This window comes from Kribbella polygonati (assembly GCF_050320105.1).
In the GTDB taxonomy this organism is placed as follows: Bacteria; Actinomycetota; Actinomycetes; order Propionibacteriales; family Kribbellaceae; genus Kribbella.
Genome location: NZ_CP190129.1, coordinates 7,899,290 through 7,924,618, shown reverse-complemented (window position 1 = coordinate 7,924,618; position 25,329 = coordinate 7,899,290). Strand labels below are relative to the sequence as shown.

The following is a 25,329-nucleotide window of genomic DNA, read 5'->3' as shown; positions in this document are numbered from 1 at the left end:
CATCTCAGTCGTGCAGCTCGCGGAGTTCATCGATGTCCGTGCCTCCGAACGCCGTGCGGACCCGGGCGGTCAGGATCTGCAGCACCAGCATCAGCAGCAGTACGTCGAGGGACACGGCCAGCTCGACCACCCCGGGAACACCACCCGTGACCAGGAACGCGGTCGTCGCGATCCCGTTGTCCAGGACCAGGAACCCGACGATCTGCGACAACGCCCGCCGCCGCGTCACCAGCACGAAGAACCCGATCAGCACCATCGCCAGCCCGACCGGCACCGCATGGGTTTCGGCCGACGGCGACAGCCGGACCAGTTGGCGACTGATGCCATAGGCAATCAAGATGAGCATGGCCGCGACCAGGATCGAGGCGGTCACGTTGATGACCGGCTTGGTCTCCCGCGCCTCGCCGGTATCACGCAGCACCCGTCCCAGGACCAAGGGTACGACGACCGCCTTGAGCACGAAGATGCCGACAGCAACGACCGACAACTCCACGCTGCGGTGCCCGGCGGCCAGCACGCCGGCCAAGGCGGCCAGCAATGCGCCTTGGATGACGAGCAGCCGGACGATCGCGGTCAGTTCCCGGCGCCAGAGCACCAGTACCGCAGTGAGCAGCAGGCCTCCCGCGGCGACGTACAACAGTTGCTCGTTCATCGTCACGCCAGGAAGAACGACGACGAGACGGCCAGGACACCGAACAGGAACGAGCCCGCCAGCAACTCCGGAACCCGGAACAGCCGCAGTTTCGCCATGAACACCTCCGCCGCGGCGAGCAAGGCCGCGAGAATCCCCAGCTTGACAACGAAGACGACCGCTCCGACCAGCAAGGCGACCGCGGACCCGCTCGTCGCCACGCCCCAGGGCAGGAACAGATTCGCCCACAACCCCAGGAGCACGGTCAGCCGAAGCGCCGAGGCGAGCTCGACCAAAGCGAGGTCGCGACCGGAGTACTCCAGGATCATCGCCTCGTGGATCATCGTGAGCTCGAGGTGCGTCGACGGGTTGTCGACCGGCAACCGCCCGGCCTCCGCGATCACCACGACCGCGAGCGCGACCGCGGCCAGCAGGCTGCCGGGCGTCAGCACCTCCCCCGGCGACTCCTGCACCCGGCCGACGATCGCCGCCAGATTGGACGTGTTGACCCGCGTCGACAACGCGAAACCGACCAGCAGGATCGTCGGCTCGGCCAACGCCGCGACCGTGATCTCGCGGCTCGCGCCCATACCGCCGAACGCCGTACCCGTATCCAGGCCGGCGAGCGCGAGGGCGACCGTACCGAGCAACAGCAGCGCGACGATCGCGAAGAGGTCCGCCACGCGGTCCAGCGGCGACACCGTGCTGACGAACGGTCCGGCGGCCGCGATCACCAGGGTCGAGGAGAGCAGTACGGTCGGAGCGGCGACGAAGATCCAACTCGAACCGTCCAGGCTGATCGGCTCCTTCGCGAACTGTTTCCGGAGGTCCCGCCACGGCTGACCGATCCCGGCGCCGGCGCGCCCTTCGAGCCTGGCGCGGACCTGCCGCATCAGCCCGACCAGGAACGGCGCGACGACGATCAGCAGCACCACCTGGAGAACCGCACTCATGACGTCACCCCCACCACCACGAGGACCGTGATCAACCCGACGAGCCCGACCGCCAGATACCTGTGCACGCTGCCGTTGTGCAACCGCCCCATGATGCGACCCCAACGCTCGGCCGCATTCAAGACAGGTGGATAGAGGGCCGTCTCGACCCGGTCCGCGACCCGTTGGCGATAGCGCACGCTCTCGATCAGGTACGCCGATTCGTCGTGATGCGTCACGTCGACGTCGGACTCAGGACGCAGTACGTCGTCGAACACCCGCGTCAACGGCTCCGCGAAGGATGTCGCGGTGTACTCCATCCGCGGATCGAGCCGGGTCCCGCCGCATCCCCACGCCAGCGAGCGGCGACGCGGCCGGCCGAACAGCCGGGCAGCAGTCACGATCACCGCCGAACCGGCCAGCAGACCGACCGCGATCAGCAGCGGTGACATCGATCCGGCGATTCCCGCGAGCCGCAAGGTCACGCCGGCCTGCAACGGCGCCCGGTCGCTCACCGCGGGGAATGCGGTCACCACCCGGTTCAGGTACGGGCCGACCGCCGCCGGGGCGATCGCGAGCCCGGCGCACCCGGTCGCGGTCAGCGCCATCGCGAAGATCATCGACAACGAACTCTCGGTCGCGCGAGCCGCCGGCTCCGACCGCGGCCGGGCGAGGAACCCGACTCCGAAGGCCTTCACGAACGTCGCGACGCCGAGCCCGGCCGTCAGCGCGACCACGCCGACAGCGAGCGGCATCGCCACGGCGATCAGGACGTTCGGCGCCGAGGTCAGACTGTGGATCAGGCCCTGAAGCAACAGCCATTCGGACACGAAGCCGTTGCCCGGCGGCAAGGCCGCGGCCGCGAGCGCCCCTACGCCGAACAACGCTGCGGTGAACGGCATCCTCGACACCAGCCCACCCATCCGGTCCAGATCACGTAAACCTGTTGCCCGCAGCACCGATCCCGCACCGAGGAACAGCAAGGTCTTGAAGCCGGCGTGGTTCACCGCGTGCAGGAGCGCCGCCGCCAGCAGGACACTCGCCAGCGTCCGGTTGCCTTGAGCGGCGAAGATCCCGGCGGCACCGACCGCCATCAGGATCATGCCCAGGTTCTCCGTGGTCGAGTAGCCGAGCAGCCGCTTCAGGTCGACCGCCACGCTCGCCTGCAGTACGCCGTACAGCGCCGATCCCGCTCCGACGATCAACACGACCGTCCACCACCATTGCGGCCCGCCACCCAGCAGGTCGAACCCGACTCGCAGCAAACCGTACAGACCTAGCTTCACCATCGCAGCGGACATCAGCGCCGACACATGGCTCGGCGCCTCCGGGTGCGCGCGCGGCAACCAGACATGCAGCGGCACGGCGCCCGCCTTCGAGCCGAAGCCGATCAGCACGAGGATGAAGATCACCGCTCGGACTCCAGGCGGGATGCCACCAGCGGCTGCGCGCAGCGCGGTGAACGACTCGTCTCCTGCGCGCGAGACGAACAACAGCAGCGCCAGGAGGATCGCAAGGAAGCCCCCATGCGTCATCGCCGCGTACCACGCGCCCGCGGTGCGGACCTCGGCGCGGGCACGGTGCTCGGCCAGAACGAGAACCAGCGACGTCAGCGCCATCAATTCCCAGAGGACCAGGAACGTCGTCACGTTGCCGGCCAACGGCACCCAGACCATCGCGAGGACGAAGAGCGGCAGGATCGCCTGTGTCGTGCGCGACCCGGCGCCTTCGCCAGGTCCACTGTGATGTCCAGCGGTGTAGCCGATCGAGTAGACGCCCACCACTGCGGCAACCGCACCGATCAGCACCGCGAACAGTCCCGACAACGCGTCCCCGGCGAACTCCACAGAGCCCAGCGGCAGTAGCCCCGGCACCTTCAGAGTGAGGGTGCGACCGTGGAGCAGCGCGAGACCGGCGACTACGCCGCCGACGCCACAGAGCGCGACCGCTCCCCCTGCGGCCCAGCGACGTAACCATCCCGTCGACAAGGCAGCGCCGACAGCACCAACCGCAGCCACCGCGCTGCTCGCCAGCAGCGCCGACTCCACCAGATTCATCGACCGGTCAGGCCTCGCAACGCGGCGATGATCGCCTCCGGTTCGGGCGGGCAGCCGGCGATCTCGACATCAACCGGTACCACGTCGGCCACCGCGCCCTCGACGCCGTACGCGCCGGCGAACACGCCGCAGTTCCGCGCGCAGTCCCCGACCGCGACGACCACCTTCGGATTCGGCGTCGCGTCGTACGTCTTGCGTAACGGGTCGGCCATGTTGCGGGTCACGGGGCCGGTCACGAGCAGGGCGTCGGCGTGCCGCGGTGAGGCGACGAGACGGGCGCCGTACCGCTCGCCGTCGTACGCCGGTCCGAACGCCGCGCCGATCTCGATCTCGCAGCCGTTGCAGGAGCCGGCGTCGACGTGCCGGACCTGCACCGAACCCCGCAGGACTTTCGGTACGTCGGCACGGTCCGGCCGTTCCGGGGCCGGCTCGGCGACCTTGCCGGTCGTGCGGATCTTGCGGAGGAGGTTTCTCATCTGGTGCCCCGCGTGATCCGGCTGCGGCCGCTCGCCTTCGCGTCGGCGCGGAGACCGTCGAGGAGCTCGGTCTGCTCGGACAGAACCTGTGTGAGTATGCTCCGGGCGACCAGCAGTAGCTCGGCAACCTGAGGGCTCGTCAGCGAGTAGTGGACGACCGAGCCTTCCTTGCGGGTGCTGACCAGCCCGGCGCGACGCAGTACGGCGAGCTGCTGCGACAGGTTCGACGGCTCGATCGCGACCTCTGTCAGGATCTCGCCGACCGCCATCTCCCGCACACTGAGCAGCTCCAGGATCCGGATCCGCGCCGGATGTCCCAGTGTCTTGAAGAACTCAGCCTTCAGCTGATGCAACGGTGTGGTCATCTGTTCCTAACTCTCCCCAGGTGCCGCGTGCAGGGAACTGTCGACGAGCCACTGCACGACGTCACGGAGCTTGTCGTCGGCCGCCTGCGCCCGTCGGCGAACGAGCTTGAACGCACGGGCGTCGTCGATGTCGTAGCGCCGCATCAGCACAGCCAGCGCCTGACCGACCAGCTTGCGCGCGTCCATCGCGACCGCGAGATTCTTCGTACGTCGTGCCGTCGAGACCGCGACCTCGGCCACGTAATGGGCCAGCACCTGTGCCGTCTCCCGATCGTCTTCGCTGAAGGCGTTGGCATCTGTGCCGTACAGGCCGAGCACGCCGACGGTCTTGTCCGACGTTCGCAACGGCATCTGGAGAACGGTCTGCGCGCCGGAGTCCGTGACCGCATCCGACCACGCCGGCCAGCGGGGATCCGACTGGGCCTCGCGAACCCAGACAAGGGTGTCGTACGCGAACGCTGTCGGCAGCGGACCCTCGCCGTGCTCCAGCTGGGCGCGGTCGAGCTGCTCGACCCAACCATCGCTCGCAGCGACCACGTCGAGACGGCCGCGCTCGCTCAGCGACAGGCAGACGTGGCGGCAGCTGAGCGTCTGCTGGACGAACTCCACGAGGGTGCGCGCCGTCTCGTCGACACCGGCGGTCGCCGCGTCGTGCAGCTCGACGGCGAGGCGGGCGAAGAGTTCTTCCGCGTCGCCCGAGCTCACCGGCATCCTCCGGTCACGGGCGGCCGGTCCGCGGAGGATCGCCGTACCTTCACAACAGCCACAAGGCATGGCAGCATGAATTGAAATTTCCTGCAAGTCTTGAGTCATTCAGGGGACCGGCGACGGTGACGATCAAGAGGAGACCATGAGCACCTTCGCGGAGGAACTCGTGCAGCGCATCACCAACACGCGGCTCGCGCTGCGCACCGCCCAGGACGAGGGCGACATCGACGGCGAACGCGTGTACGCCGGCGAACTCGACAGCCTGCTCCGCCTCGCGATGGAGAACGACGTCGTGGTACCGCAGCCCGACGCATGACCATTCAGTGGCAGTACCAGCAGGTCGGCGCGGTCGCCGTCGTGACCATCACCGGTCACCTCGGCAAGGCGGCCCTGCACCGCTTCAACGGCGCCATGGGCTGGGTCCTCACCCGCGCCGACACCGTCATCCTCGACATCACCGACCTCCACGGCTGGTCGCCAGAAGGACGCGAAGCCATCCTGACCGAGTCCGAACGCCTCGCCGCCTACGGTCAATCGCTCGAGCTCGCGGGCCCGTCGCCCGACGGCGACCTCCCAGGCATACCGCACCACCAGGACCTGGCCGCCGCCCTCCGCGAGAACGGCGTCACCCTCTGATCCCCGATCCGCCGGACATCGTCGGCCGGTTCGGGTTCGAGGTCAGTGGCTGGCAGGTTCTCGCGCAGCGGTACGGCCGACTCGTCGCCCGCGTCGAGACCAGCCACGGACCGGTCGTCCTCAAAGCCGACCTGGCGGCCGGGGCGTTCGTACCGGAGGTGGAGGCAGTACGGCGGCTCGCAGCAGCCGGTCTGCCCGTGCCGGAAGTGCTTGGCCACGGCCCCAACGAGCTCATCCTCAGCTGGACCCCCGGCGTTGCACTGTCGTCCGCCAGCCCTCCGCCCATCCAACGGGAAGCCGGACGGCTCCTTCGAACGATCCACTCGCTCGGCAGCGAACCGCCGTACAGCGGTCGTCCGACAGTCGATCTGTGGATCGCCGACTGGGTCGAAAGCATCACCTCTTGGTGGCGAACGACTGGTGCTCACCCGGATGAGGTAAGTCAGTTCCTGCGGTGGCACCACCAACTGCGTCCACTACTGGAGGACCGCGGTGGGGACCTGATCCTGTTCGATGGCCGCCCGGAACACTTCAGAGTCGACGGGAGCCGAGTCGGCCTCATCGATCTTCACGACCTGGGCCCCGGCGACGCGGCCATGGACCTGGCCGTCCTGACCCTCGACGATCCCGCCCTGCTCCCCGCCGTACTGGACGGCTACGACGCTACCGCGGACGAGCGCGAGACTTTCGCCCACCTCGTCCCGTTCTACACCGAACTCCGCCGCCTCTCCGCCGCCGAGTGGAAGTCCAGAACACGCTCCCCCGGCTGCACTTGACGGCAGCAAGCGGCCATTCGAGGCATGCGCCGGCCCGCATTGGGCACCATCGATCACCTGTCCAGCCCGCGTGACGACGGCACGCCGACGCCTACCTGCACCACCGGCCGACCTGGCCCGTCAGCCTCGGAGTTGGACTCGGCGCCGGCGTCATCGGATTCATGCTGGTCTTCAGCCTTGGCAACTATCCCGACGGCTGAGCTCCGGGAGCCGGCCTGCGGGCGTACGGCGCCAGCAAGGCAGCCGTCAAGCTCTTCACCGAAGCACTGATCGCCGAGCACCAGGACAGTCCGCTGAAGGTCAGCGTCGTGTTCCCCGGCGGCATCGCGACCGACATCCTCGCCAACTCGGGCGTCGCCATGCCCGGCGCCGCGGAGTCTGACAAGGCGGCCGGCAGCCTCACAACAGTCGAGGATGCCGGCCGCGAAATCGTCGCCGTAGTCGAACGCGGCGCGCCACGGGTACGGATCGGCAAGGACGCCCAAATGCTCGACCGTCTGAGCCGACTGATGCCCGCCGGAGCGATCCCGCTGATCGCCCGCAAAATGAACCTAGCCCAGCAGACCGCCGCTACTTGGTCGGGTAGGCGGCGTCGACCTCGACTTCGACGAGCCAGCCGGGGACCGGGAGGTTCTCTATCTCGAGGGCGAAGCGGGACGGGCGGGACTTGTTGACCACGAAGGGTTTGGTGGGCGCCGCCGTACCCAGCGGAACGGGGACGTAGGCGCCGGTGGTCAGGTCGGTGTTGGCGAAGTACTGGCGGTACGCGCGGTTCCAGCCGGCGAAGTCGGCGGTGGCGGCGCCGGCCGGGTTCTGCAGGAAGACGCGCATCGTGTAGACGTCGGCGTACGAGAGTCCGGCCGCCGCCAGGTTCTCGCCGATCCGGCGCAGGACGTTGATGCCTTGGGCCTCGGTGATCGTGACGCCGGCAGGGAGCGCGCCGCCCGGGAAGACGGCGGTGTCGACGTACGACGCCTCGCTGCCGGCCGGCGCGCCGGTGTTCAGCGCGGACGGCCCGATGCCGCTCGTCTTGTAGACGGGAGTGTTGGCGCCGATGCCGACACCGGTAGCGATCATCGGGTTGGACTGGCCCGCCGGGAGCGCCGGCACGACCGTGCCGGGTTTCGGCGGCTTCGGCTTGTCCCACCATCCGGCCGCCGTCGCGGTGCCTGCCCCGAAGGACAGGACGAGCGCGACAGCCCCGGCGATCAGGCGCGTCCTCATCGGCCCGCCGCCACTCGGCTGTGCAGCGCGGTCACCGTCGCGCGGGCGGACGTGATCGCGCCGTGCTGCCAGGCGATCACGTGGGACAGGTGGTCGCCGGCGAAGTAGATGTTGCCGGTGGCATCGAGCAGTCGCGCGTAGATGCCGTCGGTCTGCGACGGCCAGCTGACCCAGGACGCCTCGGAGTACTTCGTGCCCAGCCAGTTGACCGAGAACGAGGCTTTCACGTCCTTGGTGTAGACGTCACCGTGCATCTTCGCGCCCTGCGACAAGGCGCGCGCCAGCCGGGCCGGTGGCGTCAACGCGCCGTACGTGTTCGCGTTGGTTCCGGTGTTGTAGTAGCCGATCACGGTCCCGCGCTCGCCGTGGAAGTTGTACGACGGGTACCAGGTGTTGACGGTGTCGAGCGAGCTGTTGGTGATGCCGCCGTAGATCTTGTGGTCCTCCTCCCACCAGCGGCGCCCGTACTCGATGCCGATCTTGCCCGCGTTCGTCGGACGCGCGTACCGCAGCGCCTCGGTGATCGGCGCCGGCAGGTTGGACGGGACCTTCGCCGCCAGGTGCGGCGGCAGCGCGCAGATCGCGTAGTCCCCGGTGATGACCTGGGTCCGCTTGCCGATCTTGTACGTGACCTCGACACCGGTCATGGTGTTGCGCAGTCCGGTCACCTCGGCGCCGTACCGGATCTTGTCCTTGCCGATCGCCTTCTCGAACGCGTACGGGATCCGGTCCATCCCGCCGACAGGCTGGAACATCATCATCGCCTGGTCCCAGCCGAACTCGAACGAGAAGTAGTTGCCGACACCGCTGGCGAACACATCACTCAACGCGTACGGCGCGGCCGTCGTACCGGCCTCCAGACCCGCACCCGGCTCGACCGTGTAACCGCGCCGACCGTCGGCGCCGGTATAGGCGAAACCGGACGCCTTGTTCCCGATCGAGCCGAAACTACCGAGGAAGCCGATCAGCGCCTCCTTGTCGGCCGTCGTCAGCAGCGCGTCGAGAGCGCCCTGATCGGTGGCCGTCGCCAGCAGCTCGGCGACGTACCCGTAGGCGTCCGCCTTCGCGGTGCGATGCCGGATCGGCTTGTTCGACAGGGCCGTGGAACCCTCGCGGTACAGATAGGCGTCGGCGTTCTGATTGACGAACGGCTCGATCGCGACCCCCAGCTCGCGGCAGTACTCGAGCGTCACGTGATGCTGCGGCAGCCGCGCCGGACCCGCGTTCATGTACTGCCCCGGCGAGAACGTCGCGCGCTGCGTGTTGCCGGCGAGATCGGTCTCCACCGTGCCGCCACGCACCGTCCAGTTGCGCCCACCGGGACGGTTCCTGGCCTCCAGTAGCGTCACCTTGTAGCCGGCCTTCAGCAGCTCGTACGCCGACGTCAGCCCGGCAATGCCCGCGCCGAGAATGACGACGTGCTTGTTCCGGCCGTTCAGCTCCACCCGCGCCGGGGCGGCGTACGCGGGTGTCTCTGCCACGCTCGTGAGGCCGAGCGCCGACATCGTCGAGTACAGGACACCGGCCCCACCGGTGATACCGACCTGCTGCAGGAACTGCCGTCTGGTCTGCGCCATGCCTTACTCCTCACTGGGCAACGGATAGCTGACCAGAAAAGTAAGGACATGATGTTTTCACCGCGTGTCAGCACCGTAAAGACCAGACACTCGTACCAACAGGTACGTTACAGATTGACGAACCTGTCAGTTCGTGAGGCTGGCGTCGATGGCCTCGATCGGCTCGCCCTGGCCGCGGGGGCGGAAGGCGATGCCGACGATGCCGGAGGCGCTCGTCACGACGGCCATGAGGACGACCAACGTGGTGAAGCCGGTCCGTAGGAGGGTTGGCACGAAGATCAGGAAGATGGCCGAGGTGATCCGTGCGACGCCGAAGCTCAGGCCGACTGCCGTACTGCGCACACTGGTCGGGAAGCTTTCCTGTGACCAGACCTTGTAATGCGTCTCGCCGGCGAGCGTGTTCGCGAAGCCGTACGCGACGAACACGGCGATCAGGCTCGTCGCGTTGACCGGTACGAGGAGAAGAGCCAGCCAGGCGAGGACCTGGAGTACGGCGCCGACGTAGAAGATCGGCTGCCGCGCCCGGGTGTCCATCGCGCGCATCATCGCGACCACGGTCAGGACGATGACGGGTACGGCGATGAGTGAGGCGGACAGGGCGTCGCTCTGGCTGAGGCCGCCGACCTTCTCCAGCGCGTAGAGGCCGAAGGAGCCGTAGAAGTTCGTGCCGATCGTGACCAAGGTGTAGAAGGCGACGGTGAACAGAGTCGTACGCAGCAACGTCGGGTTGAACAGGTGCCGCACCCCAGCCTGCTCGGTCCGTCGCCAGCGGATCGACTCCTTCATCCGGCGGCGCAGCAACCAGGTGATCGCGCCGAGGACCAGCAGATGGCCGAAGATCAGCCGCGGCATCAGATCGCCGGTGCCCGACACGGCCAGCACGAGCACGATGACGACGAGCGGGCCGAGACCCCACAGGAATCCGGTGAACGTCACCAACCGGCCGCGCATCGCCGTCGGCGAGTTCTCGCCGACGAGGGACAGCGCGGTGGGTACGTCGGCGCCGATCGCGAGCCCGACGATGATCATGCCGGCGAACAGCATCGGCGTACCGACCGCGAACACCAGCCACGCCAGCCCGAAGATGTAGACGAGCAGGTCGATCGCGTACACCTTCTTGCGGCCGAACCGGTCACCGATCCGGCCGCCGACGATCGCGCCGATGCCGATGCACACGGTCAGCGCCGCGGACAGGAACCCGAGCTGCCACGACGTCAGGCCGAACATCGTCTGCCAGCGGCTGATGCACGCCGAGACAGCGACGATCGTGCCGGCATCGAGGTACGACGCCATCCCGGCCAGCGCGGCCATCCGCCACGGTTTGTCGACAACGGCGCGTGTGATCGTGTCGGTCATGAATGCGCCCAAACCGAGGTCTGAGCTGCGAGGAGCTCCTTCAGATCGCCGAGCGCGAGGTTGTAGTCGGCGACGTGCAGCCCGAGCGCTGAGCTGCCGGCTGATGCGGGCAGGAAGTCCCCGCCGCTGATGTTCAGCCAGCTGGAGCTGCCGCCGTCGCCGGGAGCGTACCGGCACTCGCCCGTGAGCACCGACGGATAGTGAGCGAAGCCAGTGCCGTAGGTCGCCAGGTTGTAGCCGAGCAGCTCGAGCGCAAGGTGACCGTTGGGATTCAGTACATTGCCCTGTACGAGACTCCGGGTCGGCATCAGCGTGTCCAACGGTGTCGCCGTACCGCCGCGCAGGAGCGCTGCCGGATTGACACAGGCGATCTGATGCCCAGGCTTGTTGCTCCAGGCAAGCGTCCCCGCACCAGGTGCGGTACCGTCAGCGGGCATGTACGACGAATAGGCGATCACGCAACCGACGGGGAGCCGTCCGCCGCGGCCTCGTTGGCACAATGGCAGGTGCTGGAAGGTCGAGTCCGGATCATCGCCTCCCCCGGCGATACCTCCCCTCGGCACCTGTACGGCTCCACCGAGGAGTACGGCGGCCACCAACTGCCGCGTAGTCTCCGGATTGCCGTCGATCGACGACTGGATCAACCGCTCGACCGCGACGCTGCCCTGCGAGTGGCCGAGCAGGATCACGCCGCGGCGCTTCCCCGTCCGCGGGTCGAGGTTGTCGTGCTGCCAGTAGTAGTCCCACGCCTGCTGCACGTCCGCGAACCCAGGGCCGAGGTACGCGTCTGCCCCGAGGATCGTGCTGACCGCGAGTCCGGGCAGGGTCGCCTGCCGGTAGAGCGGCGCGAACATCCGGCACTGCCCGGTGAACTGAGCGGCCTGCGCGAAGAGGACGGCCGCCTCGTTCGGCCGGGCCGCCGGTGGGATGGAGCCGAGTTGCAGCAACGGGTTCGCCACCAGGTCGACCGTTGGGTACACGTAGAAGCAGTCGACCGGCGGATCCGGCTCGGCAGCGAAGTGCTCGACTTGTCCCCCGACAGTTGTCGAGTCGAGCGTGACGACGCTGCCGTCCGGGTACCGCACGATGCCTGGCGACTCGACCGGGTTCCCGGCCGCGTCCTGGTTGCACGGATTCGCCGGCATCCCTGGTTTACAGAGCCAGACCGGTTCGGCCAACGGGTCGGCCGCCGCGGCCGGCGGCGCACCGGCACCGGCCGCCGCCACGACAAGCAACCCGGCAAGCAATGCCCTCATCTCGTCCTCCGATCACAGCTCGACTTCCACCAGGCCGGCCGGGTGGCGCGACGTCTCGCCCGACCGCGATACGACTTCCACCTCGACCGGCGACTCGACACGGAGCCGTCGCCCGTCGACGGTCACCGAGACCACGCCGTACGGTGTCGGCGCCTCACCTCGCGCGAAGGTGAGCCATCCCAATCGCGGGGCGATCCTGACAACCTCGAATCCAGGTACGGCGGGACTGATGCCCAGCGTGTACCGGACCAGATCCCGCGTGGGCGTGGCCGACCAACCGTGGCAGTACGATCCGCCCTCCCAGCATTCGCGGAACGCGGTGGGGGCGTCCTTCAACAGCCGCGTCCAGTCCAGGCACAACGTCGCGATCTCGTCGGCCGCGCCGAGCAACGCCAGCGCGTCGTGGACGACGTACCGAAAGAACGGCTGCGCTCCGACGACCAGCCGCTCGGTGTCCCAGTCGGGCTCGGGCCGCGCCGACACCGGCTGCCCGTCGATCGGCCCGCGGGCGTCGCTGCCGTGGTCGGCCAACGGGCTCGTGGTGAACATCGCGTCGCGGTCGAGCAGCAGCCGCAGTACGTCGGCACGCCGCTCGGCCGGCACCAGATCACCGCAGACCGCTGCCGCTGCCACATGCTCACTCACCGACCATTCGCGCCGGCCGTCCACGATGTTGTCCCGGTACGCACCCCGCTCCGCATCCCAGAAGCCGTCGAAACCAGCGCGCAGACGCGCGTGCAAACCTCGTGCCCAGCCCCCGCGACCCGCGTCGCCCAGCCAGTCAGCGATCTCCGCGAAGTCCAGCAAACCCCTTGCCAGCAAGGCATTCAGCGCCGCGCTCGTTCCGCGTACCTGCACCGGCGACCAGTCGATCAGCACCCATCCCGGTACGTCGCTCACCAGGCCGTGTTCGTCGACGTACCGCTCGAACCAGCGCAGGATCCCCTCGACGGTGCCGGCCAGCGAGGCGACCAGATCACGGTCGCCGGTGTAGCGGTACAGGTTGTGGACCGAGCGGATCCAGTGCAGCGACCAGTCCGGGATGGTCGGGATCTGCGTGGTCGCGAAGTCACCCGCGACGACCATCGGCAGGAGACCGTCGACGCGCGGTTGCGCCAGCAGTTGCGGATTCCAGCGCGCGAGACTCCAGTCCTGGTTCGCGACCAGATCCACCGACTGATGCACGACCGCGTCCCCGGTCCACGCCCGCTGCTCCCGCGTCGGACAGTCGACGTACGCGTCCTGCGCTGTGAGATCCACGGTCCGCAGCCCGACCCGATAGATCTCGTCCAACCGTTCGTCGCTACACGCGAACGGCGCCACCGCCCGCCGTGGCCGAAGCGCCTCCCGGAGCCGGATCGACTCCACGACCGACGGGTCATCCACGAGCAGTACGACGTACCGCCCGCCGACCGGATCACCGGACACGTACTTGTCGTCTCGCCCCCGAGCGACATACCTGAACACCGGAGCACTGTCGAGCGCCGCGACGGAGGGAACCTCCAGCAAAGCGCCCACGACGACACCGCCCGCCGGCCCCTCGAACTCCAGCTCCAGACGCCCAGCGACGACCATCCCGAAGTCAGCCACCACAAGCACCCGGTCAACACCTGCCCCCGGAGACAACCGCTCAACCCCGGAGCCACGCCCCGGCATCTCGCCCGCCTCGCCGACGCGCCTCCCCCACGCCCCCTCCGAGCGGTCCTCAAGCGCAGCCCGCAGATCGGCCCGCGCGTCACCGAGCCCGAGCCTCTCAGGCCCCCCTGAGCCCACCCGGCGCGCACCACGCCGCCCGTTCCCGCCACGCCCCTCCTCGCCAGGCTCCTCCCCACCACCGGCCTCGCCGCCACGCGCCTCCCCGCCAACCGCGTCCCCGCCGCGCTCCTCCCCGCCACTCGCGTCCCCGCCGCGTTCCTCCCCACCGCGCGCCTCCCCATCCTCGGCACTGTGGTGCTCGATCACGGTCGCGGTGCGGAGCTCACCGGTCAGGTGTGGGATCGGGCGGCGGGCGAGGACACCCCACGGCTCGGTCGGTGGGTGGGTTGCGCCGCGGGCGCCGACGACCGAGTACTCGGCGAGGACGTTCGCGTGCTCCCATCCGCTGTCATCGAAGTCGGGCCCGGTCCAGCGCGGGTCGAGCAGCCTCGCGTCGAGGGACTCGGGTAGCTGTGTCAGCAGCATGCTCGGCGGCTCCGCGGGCGTCCACGCACTCGCCGGCGTACACCGCCAGGTCTCGTCGGTCCCGATCACCCGGTCACCCACCCGAACCTCGGTGACCAGCCCGCCGCCGCCCATCGTGAAGCTCGGTGGCGACGGCTCCCACCACGGCACCGGATGCCCGTAGAACCGCCCGAGCACCGCGACCACGTTCCGCCCCGGCCGCAGCAGTCCGCGTACGTCGTACTCGTCGTACTCCAGCCGCCGCGGACCGTGCCGCACCGGCCCGGCGCCGACCTCGACACCGTTGAGATACAGGAGGTACCGCGCGTCCGCACTGATCCGCACCGACGCGTCCGGTACATCCACCAAATCGAACACCTTGCGGAACAGCACCCGCTGATCGAACCGGTCGCGATCGAGTGATCCGTACGGCTGTGCCCGTGTCGGCCCGGCGAGCGCCGTACCGGCCGACCAGATCCACTGCCCCGTCCACGTCACGGCTGAACTCCCTCCGAAGGTGCCGAGAATTCTACTTACCACTAGGTAGAATTCAAGACCCTGAGATAGGAAGGATTCATGAGGTCATCCAGCACCGCCCGCCAGGGCCGCAAGCCCTCGGCCCGCGGCGAGTCCCGGCGCGACGAGTTTCTCCAGGCCGCCGCGACTCTCTTCGCCGAGCGCGGCTACGCGAGCACGAGCATCGCCGACGTCGCCGCCGCGGTCGGCGTGACGCAGCAGGCGCTCCTCTACTACTTCGGCAACAAGACCGGCCTGCTGCACGCCGTGATCGACCACCGCGACGGCGCCAGCCTCGCGTTCGCCGAGGAGCTCGCCGCCCTCGGCGGCGTCGCGGCGATCGAACAACTTCCCCGCTACGCCCACCAAAACGTCGCCGACCCAAGCCTCGCGCGCCTCTTCGCGGTCCTGGTCGCGGAGAACCTGCACCCCCACGACGTCGCCCACGAACACTTCGTCACGCGTTACCGCAACCTGCGCGAGGTGATCGAGCAGATGATCACCGCCGGGCAGCAATCCGGCGAGTTCACCCCCACGGTCGACGCACACCTCAAGGCCTTCGAGATCCTCGCCTTCATCGAAGGCGCGAACACCCAATGGCTTCTCGACCCCGCCTCCATCGACCTGGTCGCCGCCACCGAATCCTTCACGAAGGACCTGATCCGCTCCCTCACCGCCCACCACTGAGCTGCGCGCTGGCCCTCAGGTGTGGGCGTGCATGACGTGTTTGAGGCGGGTGTAGTCGTCGAGGCTGTACGTCGAGAGGTCCTTACCGTGGCCTGAGCGTTTGAAGCCGCCGTGGGGCATTTCGGCGACCAGTGGGATATGGGTATTCACCCACACGCAGCCGAAGTCGAGGCGCGGTACGACGCGTATCGCGCGGCCGTGGTCGCAGGTCCAGACGCTGGAGGCGAGGCCGTACTCCACATCGTTGGCGAGCCGAACCGCGTCGTCCTCAGTGGCGAACTGTTGCACGGTGATGACCGGTCCGAAGATCTCCTCGCGCGTGATCTCGTCGCCCTGACGTAGCCCGCCGATGACAGTGGGCGCGTAGAAGAAGCCGCGCTCCCCCACGCGCGTACCACCAGCGAGCACGGTGGCGTGATCGGGCAGCCGATCCACGAATCCGCTGACCCGCTCGAGCTGCCCCGCGTTGTTGAGCGGCCCATACAGTACGTCGGGATCGTCCGGCCGACCGGTCTTCGTACGTCGGGCCTGCTCGGCAAGCGCCGCCGTGAGGTCATCGGCAACGCCGGGCGCCGCGAGGACGCGGGTAGCCGCCGTGCAGTCCTGGCCCGCGTTGAAGAAGCCCGCCATCGCGATCCCCTCCGCGGCTGCAGCGACGTCGGCGTCGTCGAAGACGATCACCGGAGCCTTGCCGCCGAGTTCGAGGTGTGTGCGCTTCAGATCCTTCGCCGCGGTACTGGCGACCTCGAAGCCGGCCCGCGTGGAACCCGTGATCGAGACCATCGCCGGGATCGGGTGTCCCACCACGGCACGGCCCGTGTCACGATCGCCGCAGACTACGTTGAACACCCCCGCCGGCAGGTGCTCCGCGGCCAGTTCAGCCAGCCGCACTGCGGTCACCGGCGTCGTGTCGGCCGGCTTGAGTACGACGGTGTTCCCGGCCGCGATCGCCGGCGCGATCTTCCAGACCGCCATCATCAACGGGTAGTTCCACGGCGCTACCTGGCCGATGACGCCGACCGGCTCACGACGTACATAGCTGGTATGGCCGGCCAGGTACTCACCCGCGCTGCGGCCTTCGAGCAACCGCGCGGCACCGGCGAAGAAGCGCAGCTGGTCGACAGCCGGCGGAAGCTCCTCGGTCCGGGTCAGCCCAAGCGGCTTGCCGGTGTTCCGCGACTCGAGCTGTACCAGCTCCTCAGCGTTCTGCTCGACGGCATCAGCGAACTTGAGCAGCGCACGCTGCCGTTCCGCCGGCGTGGTCTCGCGCCAACCCTCGAACGCTCGCGCGGCCGCGACGTACGCCGCCTCGACATCGGTCCCCGAAGACAGCGAGGCGGTCGCGAAGACCTCCCCCGTGGTGGGGTCTTCGAGCTCAGTGGTGCAGCCGGCCGCGGCGTCGACGAGCCGGCCGTCGACGAAGTTCTGGATGTGCATCAGAGCAGCGCCTCCGCTTCGGTGAGCACAGCGCGCAGGATCTGCTCGATCTCGTCGAACTCGGCCTGCCCGGCGATCAGCGGCGGCGCCAACTGGATCACCGGGTCACCACGGTCGTCCGCGCGGCAGTACAGGCCGTTCTCGAAGAGCGCCTTGGAGAGGAAACCACGCAGCAACCGCTCCGACTCCTCCTCGTCGAACGTCTCCTTCGTGGCCTTGTCCTTCACCAGCTCCAAGCCGTAGAAGTAGCCGTCACCACGGACGTCGCCGACGATCGGCAGATCGGTCAGGCGCTCGAGCGTCGTACGGAACGCCTTCTCGTTGCCGAGCACCCGCTGGTTGAGCTGCTCGCGTTCGAAGACGTCGAGGTTGGCCAGCGCGACCGCCGTCGAGACCGGGTGACCGCCGAAGGTGTAGCCGTGCGAGAACGACTCGGTCCCGTGCTGGAACGGCTCGGCCAGCCGGTCGCTGATGATCGCCGCCCCCAACGGCGCGTACCCGCTGGTGATCCCCTTGGCACACGTGATGATGTCCGGCACGTAGCCGAACTTCTCGCACGCGAACATGGTCCCGACCCGGCCGAACGCGCAGATCGTCTCGTCGGACACCAGCAGTACGTCGTGCCGGTCGCAGATCTCCCGGACCCGTCGGAAGTACCCGGGCGGCGGCGGGAAGCAACCGCCCGCATTCTGCACCGGCTCGAGGAAGACCGCGGCGACGGTGTCCGGGCCTTCCATCTCGATGGCGAGCTCGATCTGGTCGGCGGCCCAGCGCCCGAACGCGTCCAGGTCGTCACCGTGCTCGAGCGCCCGGTAGAAGTTGGTGTTCGGCACCTTGTGCGCGCCCGGGACCAGCGGCTCGAAGTACTTCTTCGCGTCCGGGATGCCGGTAATGGACAGCGCGCCCTGCGGCGTCCCGTGGTACGCGACCGCCCGGCTGATCACCTTGTGCTTCAACGGCTTGCCGGTGATCTTGAAGTATTGCTTGGCCAGCTTCCACGCCGTCTCGATCGCCTCCCCACCACCGGTGGTGAAGAAGACCTTGTTCAGATCGCCGGGCGCGTACGACGCGAGCCGGGCGGCCAGCTCGATCGCCGGCGGATGCGCGTACGACCAGATCGGGAAGTACGGCAACTGCTCCATCTGCCGCGCGGCGGCCTCGGCCAGTTCCCGACGGCCGTGGCCGGCCTGCACGGTGAAGAGCCCTGCCAGACCGTCGAGGTACGAGCGGCCGTCGGCGTCGTAGATCCGGACGCCCTCGCCACGGACGATGATCGGTACCGGCGTATCGGCGTACGCGGACTGCCGCGTGAAGTGCATCCACAGATGATCGCGAGCCTGCTGCACCAACTCAGTCATAAACGAATGCTATTCGTTAAGGTGGTGATCCACAATGGAGGCGTGACTGTACGACGCACCCCAGGACGCCCCCGGACAACGGTCCTGGACCGCGAGCGGATCGTGACCGCGGCGCTCGCGCTGATCGACGAGGTCGGGGACTCGTTCTCGGTGAACGCGCTGGCGGCGCGCCTCGTCGTACGGCCGTCGTCGCTCTACAACCACTTCGCGAACAAGGACGAGATCTTGTTCGGGGTGCAGGAGGTGATCACCGACGCGATCGACGCCTCGATGTTCGAGCGCCTCCCATGGGCCGACGCCGTCGCGGCCTGGGCACACAGCTATCGGGCCGCCTTCGTGCGGCACCCCCACGCGATACCGCTGTTCGCCGTCTCACCGGTCGCCGGTCAGGTCCGTACGGTGGCGATGTACGAGCGGGTCGTCCAGGGGTTCGAGCGGGCCGGGTGGCCGAGCGAACGGATCCTGCCGGCGATCGTGGCGCTCGAATCGTTCATCCTCGGCTCGGCCCTGGACGCGATCGCTGCCCCGGATCTCCTCGCGCCCGGCGACGCAGGCAAACAGGTACCGCACCTGGCCGCCGCGGTGGCCGCCCACGAACACGCCGTCGCGGATTCGGGCCTCCGCGCGGCCGATCTCGCCTTCACCGTCGGCCTCAGCGCGATGATCAGGGGACTTGCGGATCACTCTCCTCACGCGAGCGACTGATGTAGTTGTAGACCGTCGCCCTGGACAGCCCCAACCGTTCAGCCACCAACGGAATCGCCCGGCGCACCTGGAAGATGCCGCGCTCGTCGAGCATCCTGAACACCTCGGTACGCTCGCTGATCGTCAGCCTGGACACCGGATGACCCAGCTCGTCTTCGATCTCCGTGATGACCGTCTCGATCACGGACTCGATGTCCTTGCTGAACGTCGTCGTCGGAGCGTCCGGCGTCTCGAGTTCGCCGGCCAACTCGCCAACGAGCCGTCCGAGCGCCCGTAGCTCGGTCACCTCGAAGTTGATGCACAGCGCACCCACGACATGCTGATCCGGCGTACGCAACAGGATCGTCGACGACTTGATCACCCGGCCGTCCGGCGTTCGGGTGACGTAATTGAGGTCGGACTCCGCCGCGTCACCTTGGCGGCGTAGGGCCAGCCCGATGCTGCTCATCGGCGACCCGACCTCGCGCCCGGTGACGTTCCCGGAGACAGCGATGACGGAGTGATCCTCTTTGCGGTAGTCGTGCAGCACGACCTCACACTTGCGCCCGAAGGTCGCCGCGATCCCGTCCACGACCGGCAGCACGGCGGCGAAGACCGCGTCGGCCGCCCGATCCTCGACCTCACTCGCCCGCTTCGCCGTACGGCGCTTGGTTGCCTCAGGCATGCGTCCGGACTCCCATCATCGGCGATCGTCACACCATACTACTTTACAAAATGAACAGAAGATCGACAAAGTGACCAAATCCGGATAGATTTGCCGAGCCCGTCCGACCCATCGAAAGGCCTGACCCGTGCCCGAGGTGTCCCAGCAGGTCGCTCAGCCGGCCCCGTCGCGGACACCGAACTGCCTGGTCCTGTCCGCGGCCGATGTCACCGAGGCACTGGCGTCAGTGGATCTCACGACTGCGCTTGAGCACGCTCTGATCACTTCACCTTCCGACGACGCCCGTCGCTTCCGGCAGCTCGTCGCCGTGGACAGCGGCGCGTTCCACATCGTCGGGGGTACGGCGCAGCTGTCCGGCGCGGAGCTCCTCGGGCTCAAGGTCAACGGCCGCTACGACAGCGGCCGGATGCGCGGCACGATGCTGCTCGTCGACGCCTCGACCGGCGCCCTGACCGGCTTGATGGATTCCGCCGAGCTGACCGCCGCACGGACCGCCGCGATGGCCGCCATCGCCGTACGTCACCTGGCACCGCAACCCCTCTCACACGCCTTGCTGATCGGGACCGGACGGCTGGCCAGGCCGATCATCCGCGCCTTACGCAGCTCCACCGACGTACGGCGGATCGACGTCTGGGGCCGGGATCCGCTGCGGGCCAAGAGCGTCGCCGCCGACTTCGACGACGTACACGTCGCACACGACCTCGCGCCGGCCGCCCGGGTGATCGTCACCGCAACCTCGGCGACTGCTCCGGTGCTGAAACGCGTGGCCCCGGGGACGTTGGTTGTCGCCGTCGGCTCGGACGCACCGACGAAACAGGAGCTCCCGGCCCACCTGCTCGCAGAGTCCGCCGTCGTCGTGGACTCGCTCGAACAGTGCCTGACCCACGGAGAACTGCGCTCAGCAGTGGCTGCTGGGCTGATCACCGCGGACGATGTCGCAGGGGAGCTGGCCGACATCATCCGAGCCGGACGCGATCCCCGCAGTCACCCCGACCAGCCGGTGGTCGCCGACCTCACCGGCATCGCACTGCAGGACGTCGTAGCAGCCCGAACGATCTGCACCGAAGCCCACAGACGCGGCCTCGGCACCCTCATTCAACTACGTGCCTAGCAGCTCGTCGGTCAGCCGCGACAGACGCGCCGAGTCGTCCGCGGAGAACAGCTCGCTGTGCACGTTCAACTCAGCGGAGAGGTTGAAGGCACTCAACGGTGCCGCGGGCGGGTCGCCGAGCAACCGCAGCAACGACGGCACCACGTCCGACACGGGTTTCGCCATCGACCGCTGGCGCCGCAGGTTCGCAGCAGTCTGCGGATCGAACTCTCCCGCATAGCTCGTCGCCGTGGTCCCCGGATGGAAGAGCACGTACCGCACCGGCCCCGCACTGTGCCGCTCGGCGAAACTCACCCCGAGCAGATCGTTCAAACGACCGGTCATGAACATCGCCTGCACCAGGTCGTACTGCCGCGCGCTCTGCAGGTCATCCCAGGCAATCGGCGTGTCATGCCCCGGCCCGGCGACATTCACGATTACCGGCCGCTCCGCCTTCTCCAACGGCCCGACCAGCCCGTAACTCATCAACAGCCGACTGAGATAGAACAACGCGAAGTTGTCCTCGAACCCCTCAGCAGTCACCGCCCGCCGCGACCGCATGAACCGAGCACACAACACCAGCCCGTCAATCACCGGCCAGTCCGCAACCAACTCCTCGACGACACGACGGTTCTCCGACACCAGACTCAGATCAGCCTTGACGAAGACAGCACTCCCCCGCGTCTCCTCGACCAGCCGCCGCCCCTTCCGCGGATCGGTCCCGATCACCACCACCCGATCACCCCGCTCGACCAAAGCGCGAGCCAGCCCCGCCCCGATGCCGTCGGTCCCACCAGTGATGACATAAGTTGCACTCATGAGTGCAATCTACTGCACTCCTCCAGCACGTCACGGATGTTGTGGTGGTTGAGGTACACGAGAATTCGCCACTCGCCGCCCTCCAGGCGCAGCAAGAAGGTGGAGGTGACGACCTCGCCACCATCCGGCTGCAGACTCCACGTCGTGTCCGCCAAGGTATGTACGGCATCGATCGGCGACTCCCGCACCGACTCCAGGCGCATCCCGGTGACGCCATGGGCGGCGAACAGTTGCTCCCGGGCCGGCAGCGTCGCAATCAACCGCTCAACCGGAACCGTGGACACGGTCGACGGATCCACCGCAAGAAAGGTCGGATGGAAGATCGTCAGCAGTTCATCGCTCCTCGACCCGTCGGCTGCCACGGCTTCGTAGCGCCGGAAGAAGTCGACGACTTCCGGACGTGGCGCGTCGGACATGCAGCCTCCTCCATCTAGTATCAACTTACAGCCTAGACAGTAACTGTCGCGACAGTAGATGAGAAGAGATGCCCGGCCCACGACTCGAGCTCGCCGCGCTCACCACCCAGGTGGCCCGCGAGATCCGCACCGTCCTCGATCAGCGACTCGGCGAACACGGCCTGACGTCGCAGCAGGCCGGCGTACTGCTGCACGTTTCCGGTGGCACCACGAGTCCGCGGAAACTCGCCGAGTTACTGGGTACCGACACCGCGGGCATGACCAGGCTCCTCGACCGCCTCGGCGAGAAGGGACACATCACCCGCCACCCCGACCCGACCGACCGCCGCGCGATCACCGTCGAGCTCACCCGCTCGGGTCGCAAACTGCTCCCCGTCATCCAGCCCGCCTTCGAGCAGACAGCAGCCACCGCCACCGCCGGTATCTCCGATGCCGACATCCGCGTCGCGGCAACGGTCCTCGGCCACATCCTGACGACTCTGGCACCGGCCCGATCGAGCTAGCCAAGTCTGCTTCTGCTCCAGCAGCGTTCATCTTGGACTGGACCGGTTGGCGCTTAGACTCGCGAGATTCGGTAGTGCTGGGAGGAGTGAACGGGGATGCGGTACGTCGATGATCGCGAGCGGTACGCTGCGATCCGCGCGGGTGCGGTGTCACGGTTGAGGGCCGGCGGGCCGGATCTCGCCGGGCTTGAGGGTGAGGCGCTGGTGCGGAAGCTGACCGAGGAGGCGCTCGCCGCGTACTACGACGATCAGGTCGCGGCGAACTATTCCTGGGACTTCGTCGAGCGTGAGGTTCGCCGGGCGATCGCCGAGGCATGACCCCCGTGCAGCACCGTCACGAGATCGGACCCGAGGATGCGGTCGCGGAGATTCTCGCGCGACCGGGAACGGCCGCCGAGCGGGTCGCGGCGCTTGAGCGGAGCGAGTCGGCCGAGTTCGCCTACGGGCAGCGGCCGCAGAGCGACGAAGAGGTTGAGGTCACCGTCGTGGCGAGCTTTCTCCAGGCGACGAAGCGCAACTGGCGCAGAGAACTGGAGAGCCGGGCGGCGGGTAATGCGCCCCGCCGTCAAGGATGGGAAGCGTTTCAGCAGGAGATGGACGGCGTGACGCAGGGGGTCGAGCGCACCGAAGAGGTGTGGTTCCTGCAGGACAACGGCTACATGGTGAGTGGTCGGAATCGCGCGGAGCTGGACGCCATCGCCGCGGCACGGGAGAATCCGCCGTTGGACGATCCCCAGCAATTGCTGGGTCTTACCTATCAGCGCGACACGTTGTATTCGGTCCGGACCGACAGCGCGATCTCACGGCATGTGGGTGCGTTCGACGCAAGCACCCCGGCCCACACGGCGGCCGCCTGGGTCGATGACGTGGTCCGGGTGCACGCGGATGGCGACGAACTGCGGCTCCGGATCAACAGCGTCGACGGTGATGCCGCGGGCGTGACAATCCGGGGGTCGGTACTTGAGGGGCCGGTAGGAAATCGTGGCCTGTCTGTTGGGTCTGAGGTCCAGATCAGCACCACCGCTTCGACCGGGGCGCTGACGATCCAGGATCAGCTCATGAGCGGCACGTGGACCGGAACCTTCGAGACGCACGCCTACCACCAAGGGCGAACCCGCGTGAACGAGGGTGTGGGAATGGATGTGCCGGGAGCCGGCGCGCCTGAGAAACGTAACCGGGGGCCGAGCCTGGCGGTCGACGACAAGTTGTTCGACAGCATCCGCGATACCTACCGGAATGAACACGCACCCGAGCAGGGGTACGGCCGGACGCTGGGCCCGACGCGGAACCGGCTGAACTTCGAGGCAGCCGGCTGGGACGTCGTCGTACCGCCGTACCGCAGGCTGGGTGGCGACGCCATGTTCAACGAGGCAGCGCACCCGGAACCCGAGCCGTACAAGCCGGACCTGCCGACGCCGGCGTCCGTCGATGTCAACGATCCGAATTGGTACTACAACCTGACGAACTCCATGCCGGACCGTTTCGTCGGCGGCCGATCCAGTAGCTCGGCAATGTACATGACGGCCGCGACCATGCTGATGGAAGAGGATCGGCTTTCGCAGGACGAGGCGAAGGACCTGATGGCCTTCGCCATCTCGGACATGGTGGTCAGCGGCGAGCACAGCCTGCCCGAGTGTATGACGAGCGTGGTGATGGCGGCCGGCAGTTCACAACCCTGGCAGCAGACGCCGCTGAACCTGAAGCAGGAAACGCCCTCGCTGACGGCCTGGATGCATCTCGTCGACCCGGCGGTCAGGCAACAGATGGAGACCGACGCCCGGGAGACACTGCACCAACTGGTCGCGAGCCCTGCGCCAGATCCCAACCTCGTCAAGCGGATGACGATGGTGCTGAAGACAACCACCGCGTTCGAGAAGGCGCAGGCGAACAGCGGGCTTGCGGAGACTGTACGGGTCGGGCTCAATCCCACGCCCGCGTCGGCCCAACGGGTGATGGGTAACGCCCAACAGGACGCGCGCCCTCGTACACCATTCTCCGAACGCGACACCGGCCGCGACAGGTGAGTCAGCCGGCGGTGCGCTCGCGGACTTCGAGGGCGTAGTCGCCGGAGAGCTCGGTGGGGGCCAGAGCGGTCGGCCTCGATCCGGTTCATGAGGAGCCGTACGCCGTTCTTCGAGGAATGGGGAGGTCGTTGTAGCAGAAGACGTCGTCAGGCGGCTCCGGGAGCGCGAGCAGGCCGGCCATCGCGGCCGCACTGTCCGCGAGGTGGAAGAACTCCGCGGGCCGCGCCAACTCCGGGAGGCCTCCCGAACTGCTGAGTGGAGAGCGGACAGGTGGCAGCGCACGAACGGTGCGGCGAGCTTCGAGTCGGTGAATCGATGCGTGTCAGAGTTCCCTTCGCGGTTTCGCCGGCTGGAGCCGGGCGATGAGTGCGCGCGCCATGGGCGCCGGGAGGATGCGGAGCGCAGCCTGTACGCGCAGGTAGAAGCGGAACTGGGCGAAGTAGTACCGAACCAGCCAGTTCCGGCGGTGTGGGCGCCCCTCGAAATCGTTCATAGAAGCTCAACGTTTGGGCGCCTGTGACCCCTGAGTAACTTCGGACTGGGCGGTGCGAGCCGATTCATACTGTCGTTGGCTTTGTCTAGGGTCCGAGGACATGAGCCTCACCTCAGCACCCAACCGGGAGGATCTCGCATGACGGACTACGCATATGATCCCGGCGGCGACGTCGACCCTGTTCCGTTCCTGGACCCGGTTGGGGAGGTCGCGAACCGCACACTGGTCGGAAGGGAACGGCTGCCGGCCGGCACTCGGCTGGTCTGGATGCGGCCGACCGCAGACGGTCAGGCCTGCCGGATCGCGATCTTCCAGATGATCAGCGCGTGCCAGGTCATCGCGCGCACGTGGGATCCGCAGCTCGCCCCTGGCGGTTGGCCACTCCTGCTGAACGTCGTCACCGCGAAACTCGAACAGCCGGGGGTCATACGAACCCTGCAAGCAGTCCGCCAGATGGATCTGC

28 protein-coding genes are annotated in these 25,329 nt (G+C 67.9%); 10 read left to right on the top strand and 18 right to left on the bottom strand.

Annotation, left to right across the window (positions count from 1 at the left end; genetic code table 11):
- Positions 1–4: 4 nt before the first annotated feature.
- The 6 genes from ACQHIV_RS38045 to ACQHIV_RS38020 are packed head-to-tail and all read right to left on the bottom strand — an operon-like array spanning position 5 to position 5,166.
- On the bottom strand, positions 5–652 hold the full coding sequence (locus ACQHIV_RS38045) for a hypothetical protein (protein ID WP_427889177.1): 648 nt from the start codon (positions 650–652) through the stop codon (positions 5–7).
- Positions 653–654: 2 nt separating this feature from the next.
- Positions 655–1,584 (bottom strand): respiratory chain complex I subunit 1 family protein, encoded by a 930-nt coding sequence (locus ACQHIV_RS38040; protein WP_427889176.1) that lies wholly within the window; start codon positions 1,582–1,584, stop codon positions 655–657.
- Positions 1,581–3,620 carry a proton-conducting transporter membrane subunit gene (locus tag ACQHIV_RS38035; RefSeq protein WP_427889175.1) on the bottom strand — a complete coding sequence of 680 codons (2,040 nt, stop codon included), beginning with the start codon at positions 3,618–3,620 and terminating at the stop codon, positions 1,581–1,583. Before ACQHIV_RS38035 ends, ACQHIV_RS38040 begins: the two co-directional genes overlap by 4 nt.
- Positions 3,617–4,096 (bottom strand): NADH-quinone oxidoreductase subunit B family protein, encoded by a 480-nt coding sequence (locus ACQHIV_RS38030; protein ID WP_427889174.1) that lies wholly within the window; start codon positions 4,094–4,096, stop codon positions 3,617–3,619. Before ACQHIV_RS38030 ends, ACQHIV_RS38035 begins: the two co-directional genes overlap by 4 nt.
- Entirely contained in the window at positions 4,093–4,461 is a 369-nt protein-coding gene (locus tag ACQHIV_RS38025) for an ArsR/SmtB family transcription factor (RefSeq protein WP_427889173.1), read from the bottom strand. Before ACQHIV_RS38025 ends, ACQHIV_RS38030 begins: the two co-directional genes overlap by 4 nt.
- A gap of 6 nt (positions 4,462–4,467) precedes the next feature.
- Positions 4,468–5,166 carry a GAF and ANTAR domain-containing protein gene (locus ACQHIV_RS38020; RefSeq protein ID WP_427889172.1) on the bottom strand — a complete coding sequence of 233 codons (699 nt, stop codon included), beginning with the start codon at positions 5,164–5,166 and terminating at the stop codon, positions 4,468–4,470.
- A 145-nt stretch (positions 5,167–5,311) separates the two neighbouring features.
- Here ACQHIV_RS38020 and ACQHIV_RS38015 point away from each other — a divergent pair, with 145 nt between their 5' ends.
- From ACQHIV_RS38015 to ACQHIV_RS38000, 4 genes are all read left to right on the top strand, one after another.
- Positions 5,312–5,485, top strand: coding sequence for a hypothetical protein (locus tag ACQHIV_RS38015; protein ID WP_427889171.1), 174 nt, complete (start codon positions 5,312–5,314; stop codon positions 5,483–5,485).
- Positions 5,482–5,805 (top strand): hypothetical protein, encoded by a 324-nt coding sequence (locus ACQHIV_RS38010; RefSeq protein ID WP_427896678.1) that lies wholly within the window; start codon positions 5,482–5,484, stop codon positions 5,803–5,805. The genes ACQHIV_RS38015 and ACQHIV_RS38010 overlap by 4 nt, the downstream gene beginning before the upstream one ends.
- Positions 5,703–6,581 carry an aminoglycoside phosphotransferase family protein gene (locus ACQHIV_RS38005; protein ID WP_427896646.1) on the top strand — a complete coding sequence of 293 codons (879 nt, stop codon included), beginning with the start codon at positions 5,703–5,705 and terminating at the stop codon, positions 6,579–6,581. Before ACQHIV_RS38010 ends, ACQHIV_RS38005 begins: the two co-directional genes overlap by 103 nt.
- 215 nt (positions 6,582–6,796) lie before the next feature.
- Positions 6,797–7,255: an SDR family NAD(P)-dependent oxidoreductase gene (locus ACQHIV_RS38000; RefSeq protein ID WP_427896644.1), complete on the top strand. Its 459-nt coding sequence runs from the start codon at positions 6,797–6,799 to the stop codon at positions 7,253–7,255.
- On the opposite strand, the gene ACQHIV_RS37995 is transcribed toward ACQHIV_RS38000, so the two are convergent.
- The 5 genes from ACQHIV_RS37995 to ACQHIV_RS37975 all read right to left on the bottom strand — a co-directional run bounded on the left by ACQHIV_RS37995 (position 7,152) and on the right by ACQHIV_RS37975 (position 14,652).
- The gene (locus tag ACQHIV_RS37995) at positions 7,152–7,805 is read right to left on the bottom strand and encodes a Rid family hydrolase (protein WP_427889170.1); all 654 of its coding nucleotides are present in this window, start codon (positions 7,803–7,805) and stop codon (positions 7,152–7,154) included. The genes ACQHIV_RS38000 and ACQHIV_RS37995 overlap by 104 nt on opposite strands.
- Positions 7,802–9,382 (bottom strand): flavin monoamine oxidase family protein, encoded by a 1,581-nt coding sequence (locus ACQHIV_RS37990; RefSeq protein WP_427889169.1) that lies wholly within the window; start codon positions 9,380–9,382, stop codon positions 7,802–7,804. Before ACQHIV_RS37990 ends, ACQHIV_RS37995 begins: the two co-directional genes overlap by 4 nt.
- A gap of 126 nt (positions 9,383–9,508) precedes the next feature.
- Complete coding sequence (locus ACQHIV_RS37985) at positions 9,509–10,738, bottom strand: MFS transporter (RefSeq protein ID WP_427889168.1); 1,230 nt, start codon at positions 10,736–10,738, stop codon at positions 9,509–9,511.
- Positions 10,735–11,994 carry a DUF3089 domain-containing protein gene (locus ACQHIV_RS37980; protein ID WP_427889167.1) on the bottom strand — a complete coding sequence of 420 codons (1,260 nt, stop codon included), beginning with the start codon at positions 11,992–11,994 and terminating at the stop codon, positions 10,735–10,737. The genes ACQHIV_RS37985 and ACQHIV_RS37980 overlap by 4 nt, the downstream gene beginning before the upstream one ends.
- A 12-nt stretch (positions 11,995–12,006) precedes the next feature.
- Positions 12,007–14,652 (bottom strand): alpha-L-rhamnosidase N-terminal domain-containing protein, encoded by a 2,646-nt coding sequence (locus tag ACQHIV_RS37975; protein WP_427889166.1) that lies wholly within the window; start codon positions 14,650–14,652, stop codon positions 12,007–12,009.
- Positions 14,653–14,730: 78 nt separating this feature from the next.
- On the opposite strand from ACQHIV_RS37975, the gene ACQHIV_RS37970 reads away from it, so the two are divergent.
- Positions 14,731–15,357: a TetR/AcrR family transcriptional regulator gene (locus tag ACQHIV_RS37970; protein ID WP_427889165.1), complete on the top strand. Its 627-nt coding sequence runs from the start codon at positions 14,731–14,733 to the stop codon at positions 15,355–15,357.
- 15 nt (positions 15,358–15,372) lie between these two features.
- Here ACQHIV_RS37970 and ACQHIV_RS37965 read toward each other — a convergent pair whose 3' ends face one another.
- Both ACQHIV_RS37965 and ACQHIV_RS37960 read right to left on the bottom strand, forming a co-directional pair.
- Complete coding sequence (locus ACQHIV_RS37965; protein WP_427889164.1) at positions 15,373–16,794, bottom strand: gamma-aminobutyraldehyde dehydrogenase; 1,422 nt, start codon at positions 16,792–16,794, stop codon at positions 15,373–15,375.
- Positions 16,794–18,152, bottom strand: a complete 1,359-nt coding sequence (locus ACQHIV_RS37960) for an aspartate aminotransferase family protein (RefSeq protein WP_427889163.1) — start codon at positions 18,150–18,152, stop codon at positions 16,794–16,796. Before ACQHIV_RS37960 ends, ACQHIV_RS37965 begins: the two co-directional genes overlap by 1 nt.
- Before the next feature lie 42 nt (positions 18,153–18,194).
- Here ACQHIV_RS37960 and ACQHIV_RS37955 point away from each other — a divergent pair, with 42 nt between their 5' ends.
- On the top strand, positions 18,195–18,857 hold the full coding sequence (locus ACQHIV_RS37955; RefSeq protein ID WP_427889162.1) for a TetR/AcrR family transcriptional regulator: 663 nt from the start codon (positions 18,195–18,197) through the stop codon (positions 18,855–18,857).
- Here ACQHIV_RS37955 and ACQHIV_RS37950 read toward each other — a convergent pair.
- Positions 18,817–19,521, bottom strand: coding sequence for a helix-turn-helix transcriptional regulator (locus tag ACQHIV_RS37950; protein ID WP_427889161.1), 705 nt, complete (start codon positions 19,519–19,521; stop codon positions 18,817–18,819). The two genes, ACQHIV_RS37955 and ACQHIV_RS37950, sit on opposite strands and share 41 nt — an antisense overlap.
- A gap of 127 nt (positions 19,522–19,648) precedes the next feature.
- On the opposite strand from ACQHIV_RS37950, the gene ACQHIV_RS37945 reads away from it, so the two are divergent.
- Complete coding sequence (locus ACQHIV_RS37945) at positions 19,649–20,632, top strand: ornithine cyclodeaminase family protein (protein WP_427889160.1); 984 nt, start codon at positions 19,649–19,651, stop codon at positions 20,630–20,632.
- On the opposite strand, the gene ACQHIV_RS37940 is transcribed toward ACQHIV_RS37945, so the two are convergent.
- Both ACQHIV_RS37940 and ACQHIV_RS37935 read right to left on the bottom strand, forming a co-directional pair.
- Positions 20,621–21,430 (bottom strand): SDR family NAD(P)-dependent oxidoreductase, encoded by an 810-nt coding sequence (locus ACQHIV_RS37940; protein ID WP_427889159.1) that lies wholly within the window; start codon positions 21,428–21,430, stop codon positions 20,621–20,623. The two genes, ACQHIV_RS37945 and ACQHIV_RS37940, sit on opposite strands and share 12 nt — an antisense overlap.
- A complete protein-coding gene (locus tag ACQHIV_RS37935) occupies positions 21,427–21,846 on the bottom strand; it encodes a hypothetical protein (RefSeq protein ID WP_427889158.1) in 420 nt (139 codons plus the stop codon). The genes ACQHIV_RS37940 and ACQHIV_RS37935 overlap by 4 nt, the downstream gene beginning before the upstream one ends.
- A 68-nt stretch (positions 21,847–21,914) precedes the next feature.
- On the opposite strand from ACQHIV_RS37935, the gene ACQHIV_RS37930 reads away from it, so the two are divergent.
- The 3 genes from ACQHIV_RS37930 to ACQHIV_RS37920 all read left to right on the top strand — a co-directional run bounded on the left by ACQHIV_RS37930 (position 21,915) and on the right by ACQHIV_RS37920 (position 24,373).
- Positions 21,915–22,349 carry a MarR family winged helix-turn-helix transcriptional regulator gene (locus tag ACQHIV_RS37930; protein ID WP_427889157.1) on the top strand — a complete coding sequence of 145 codons (435 nt, stop codon included), beginning with the start codon at positions 21,915–21,917 and terminating at the stop codon, positions 22,347–22,349.
- A 96-nt stretch (positions 22,350–22,445) separates the two neighbouring features.
- Positions 22,446–22,667, top strand: coding sequence for a hypothetical protein (locus ACQHIV_RS37925; RefSeq protein WP_427889156.1), 222 nt, complete (start codon positions 22,446–22,448; stop codon positions 22,665–22,667).
- Entirely contained in the window at positions 22,664–24,373 is a 1,710-nt protein-coding gene (locus ACQHIV_RS37920) for a hypothetical protein (RefSeq protein WP_427889155.1), read from the top strand. The genes ACQHIV_RS37925 and ACQHIV_RS37920 overlap by 4 nt, the downstream gene beginning before the upstream one ends.
- 85 nt (positions 24,374–24,458) lie before the next feature.
- On the opposite strand, the gene ACQHIV_RS37915 is transcribed toward ACQHIV_RS37920, so the two are convergent.
- Positions 24,459–24,602 (bottom strand): hypothetical protein, encoded by a 144-nt coding sequence (locus ACQHIV_RS37915; protein ID WP_427889154.1) that lies wholly within the window; start codon positions 24,600–24,602, stop codon positions 24,459–24,461.
- Positions 24,603–24,695: 93 nt separating this feature from the next.
- Positions 24,696–24,866 carry a hypothetical protein gene (locus tag ACQHIV_RS37910; RefSeq protein ID WP_427889153.1) on the bottom strand — a complete coding sequence of 57 codons (171 nt, stop codon included), beginning with the start codon at positions 24,864–24,866 and terminating at the stop codon, positions 24,696–24,698.
- Between the last annotated feature and the right edge of the window lie 463 nt (positions 24,867–25,329).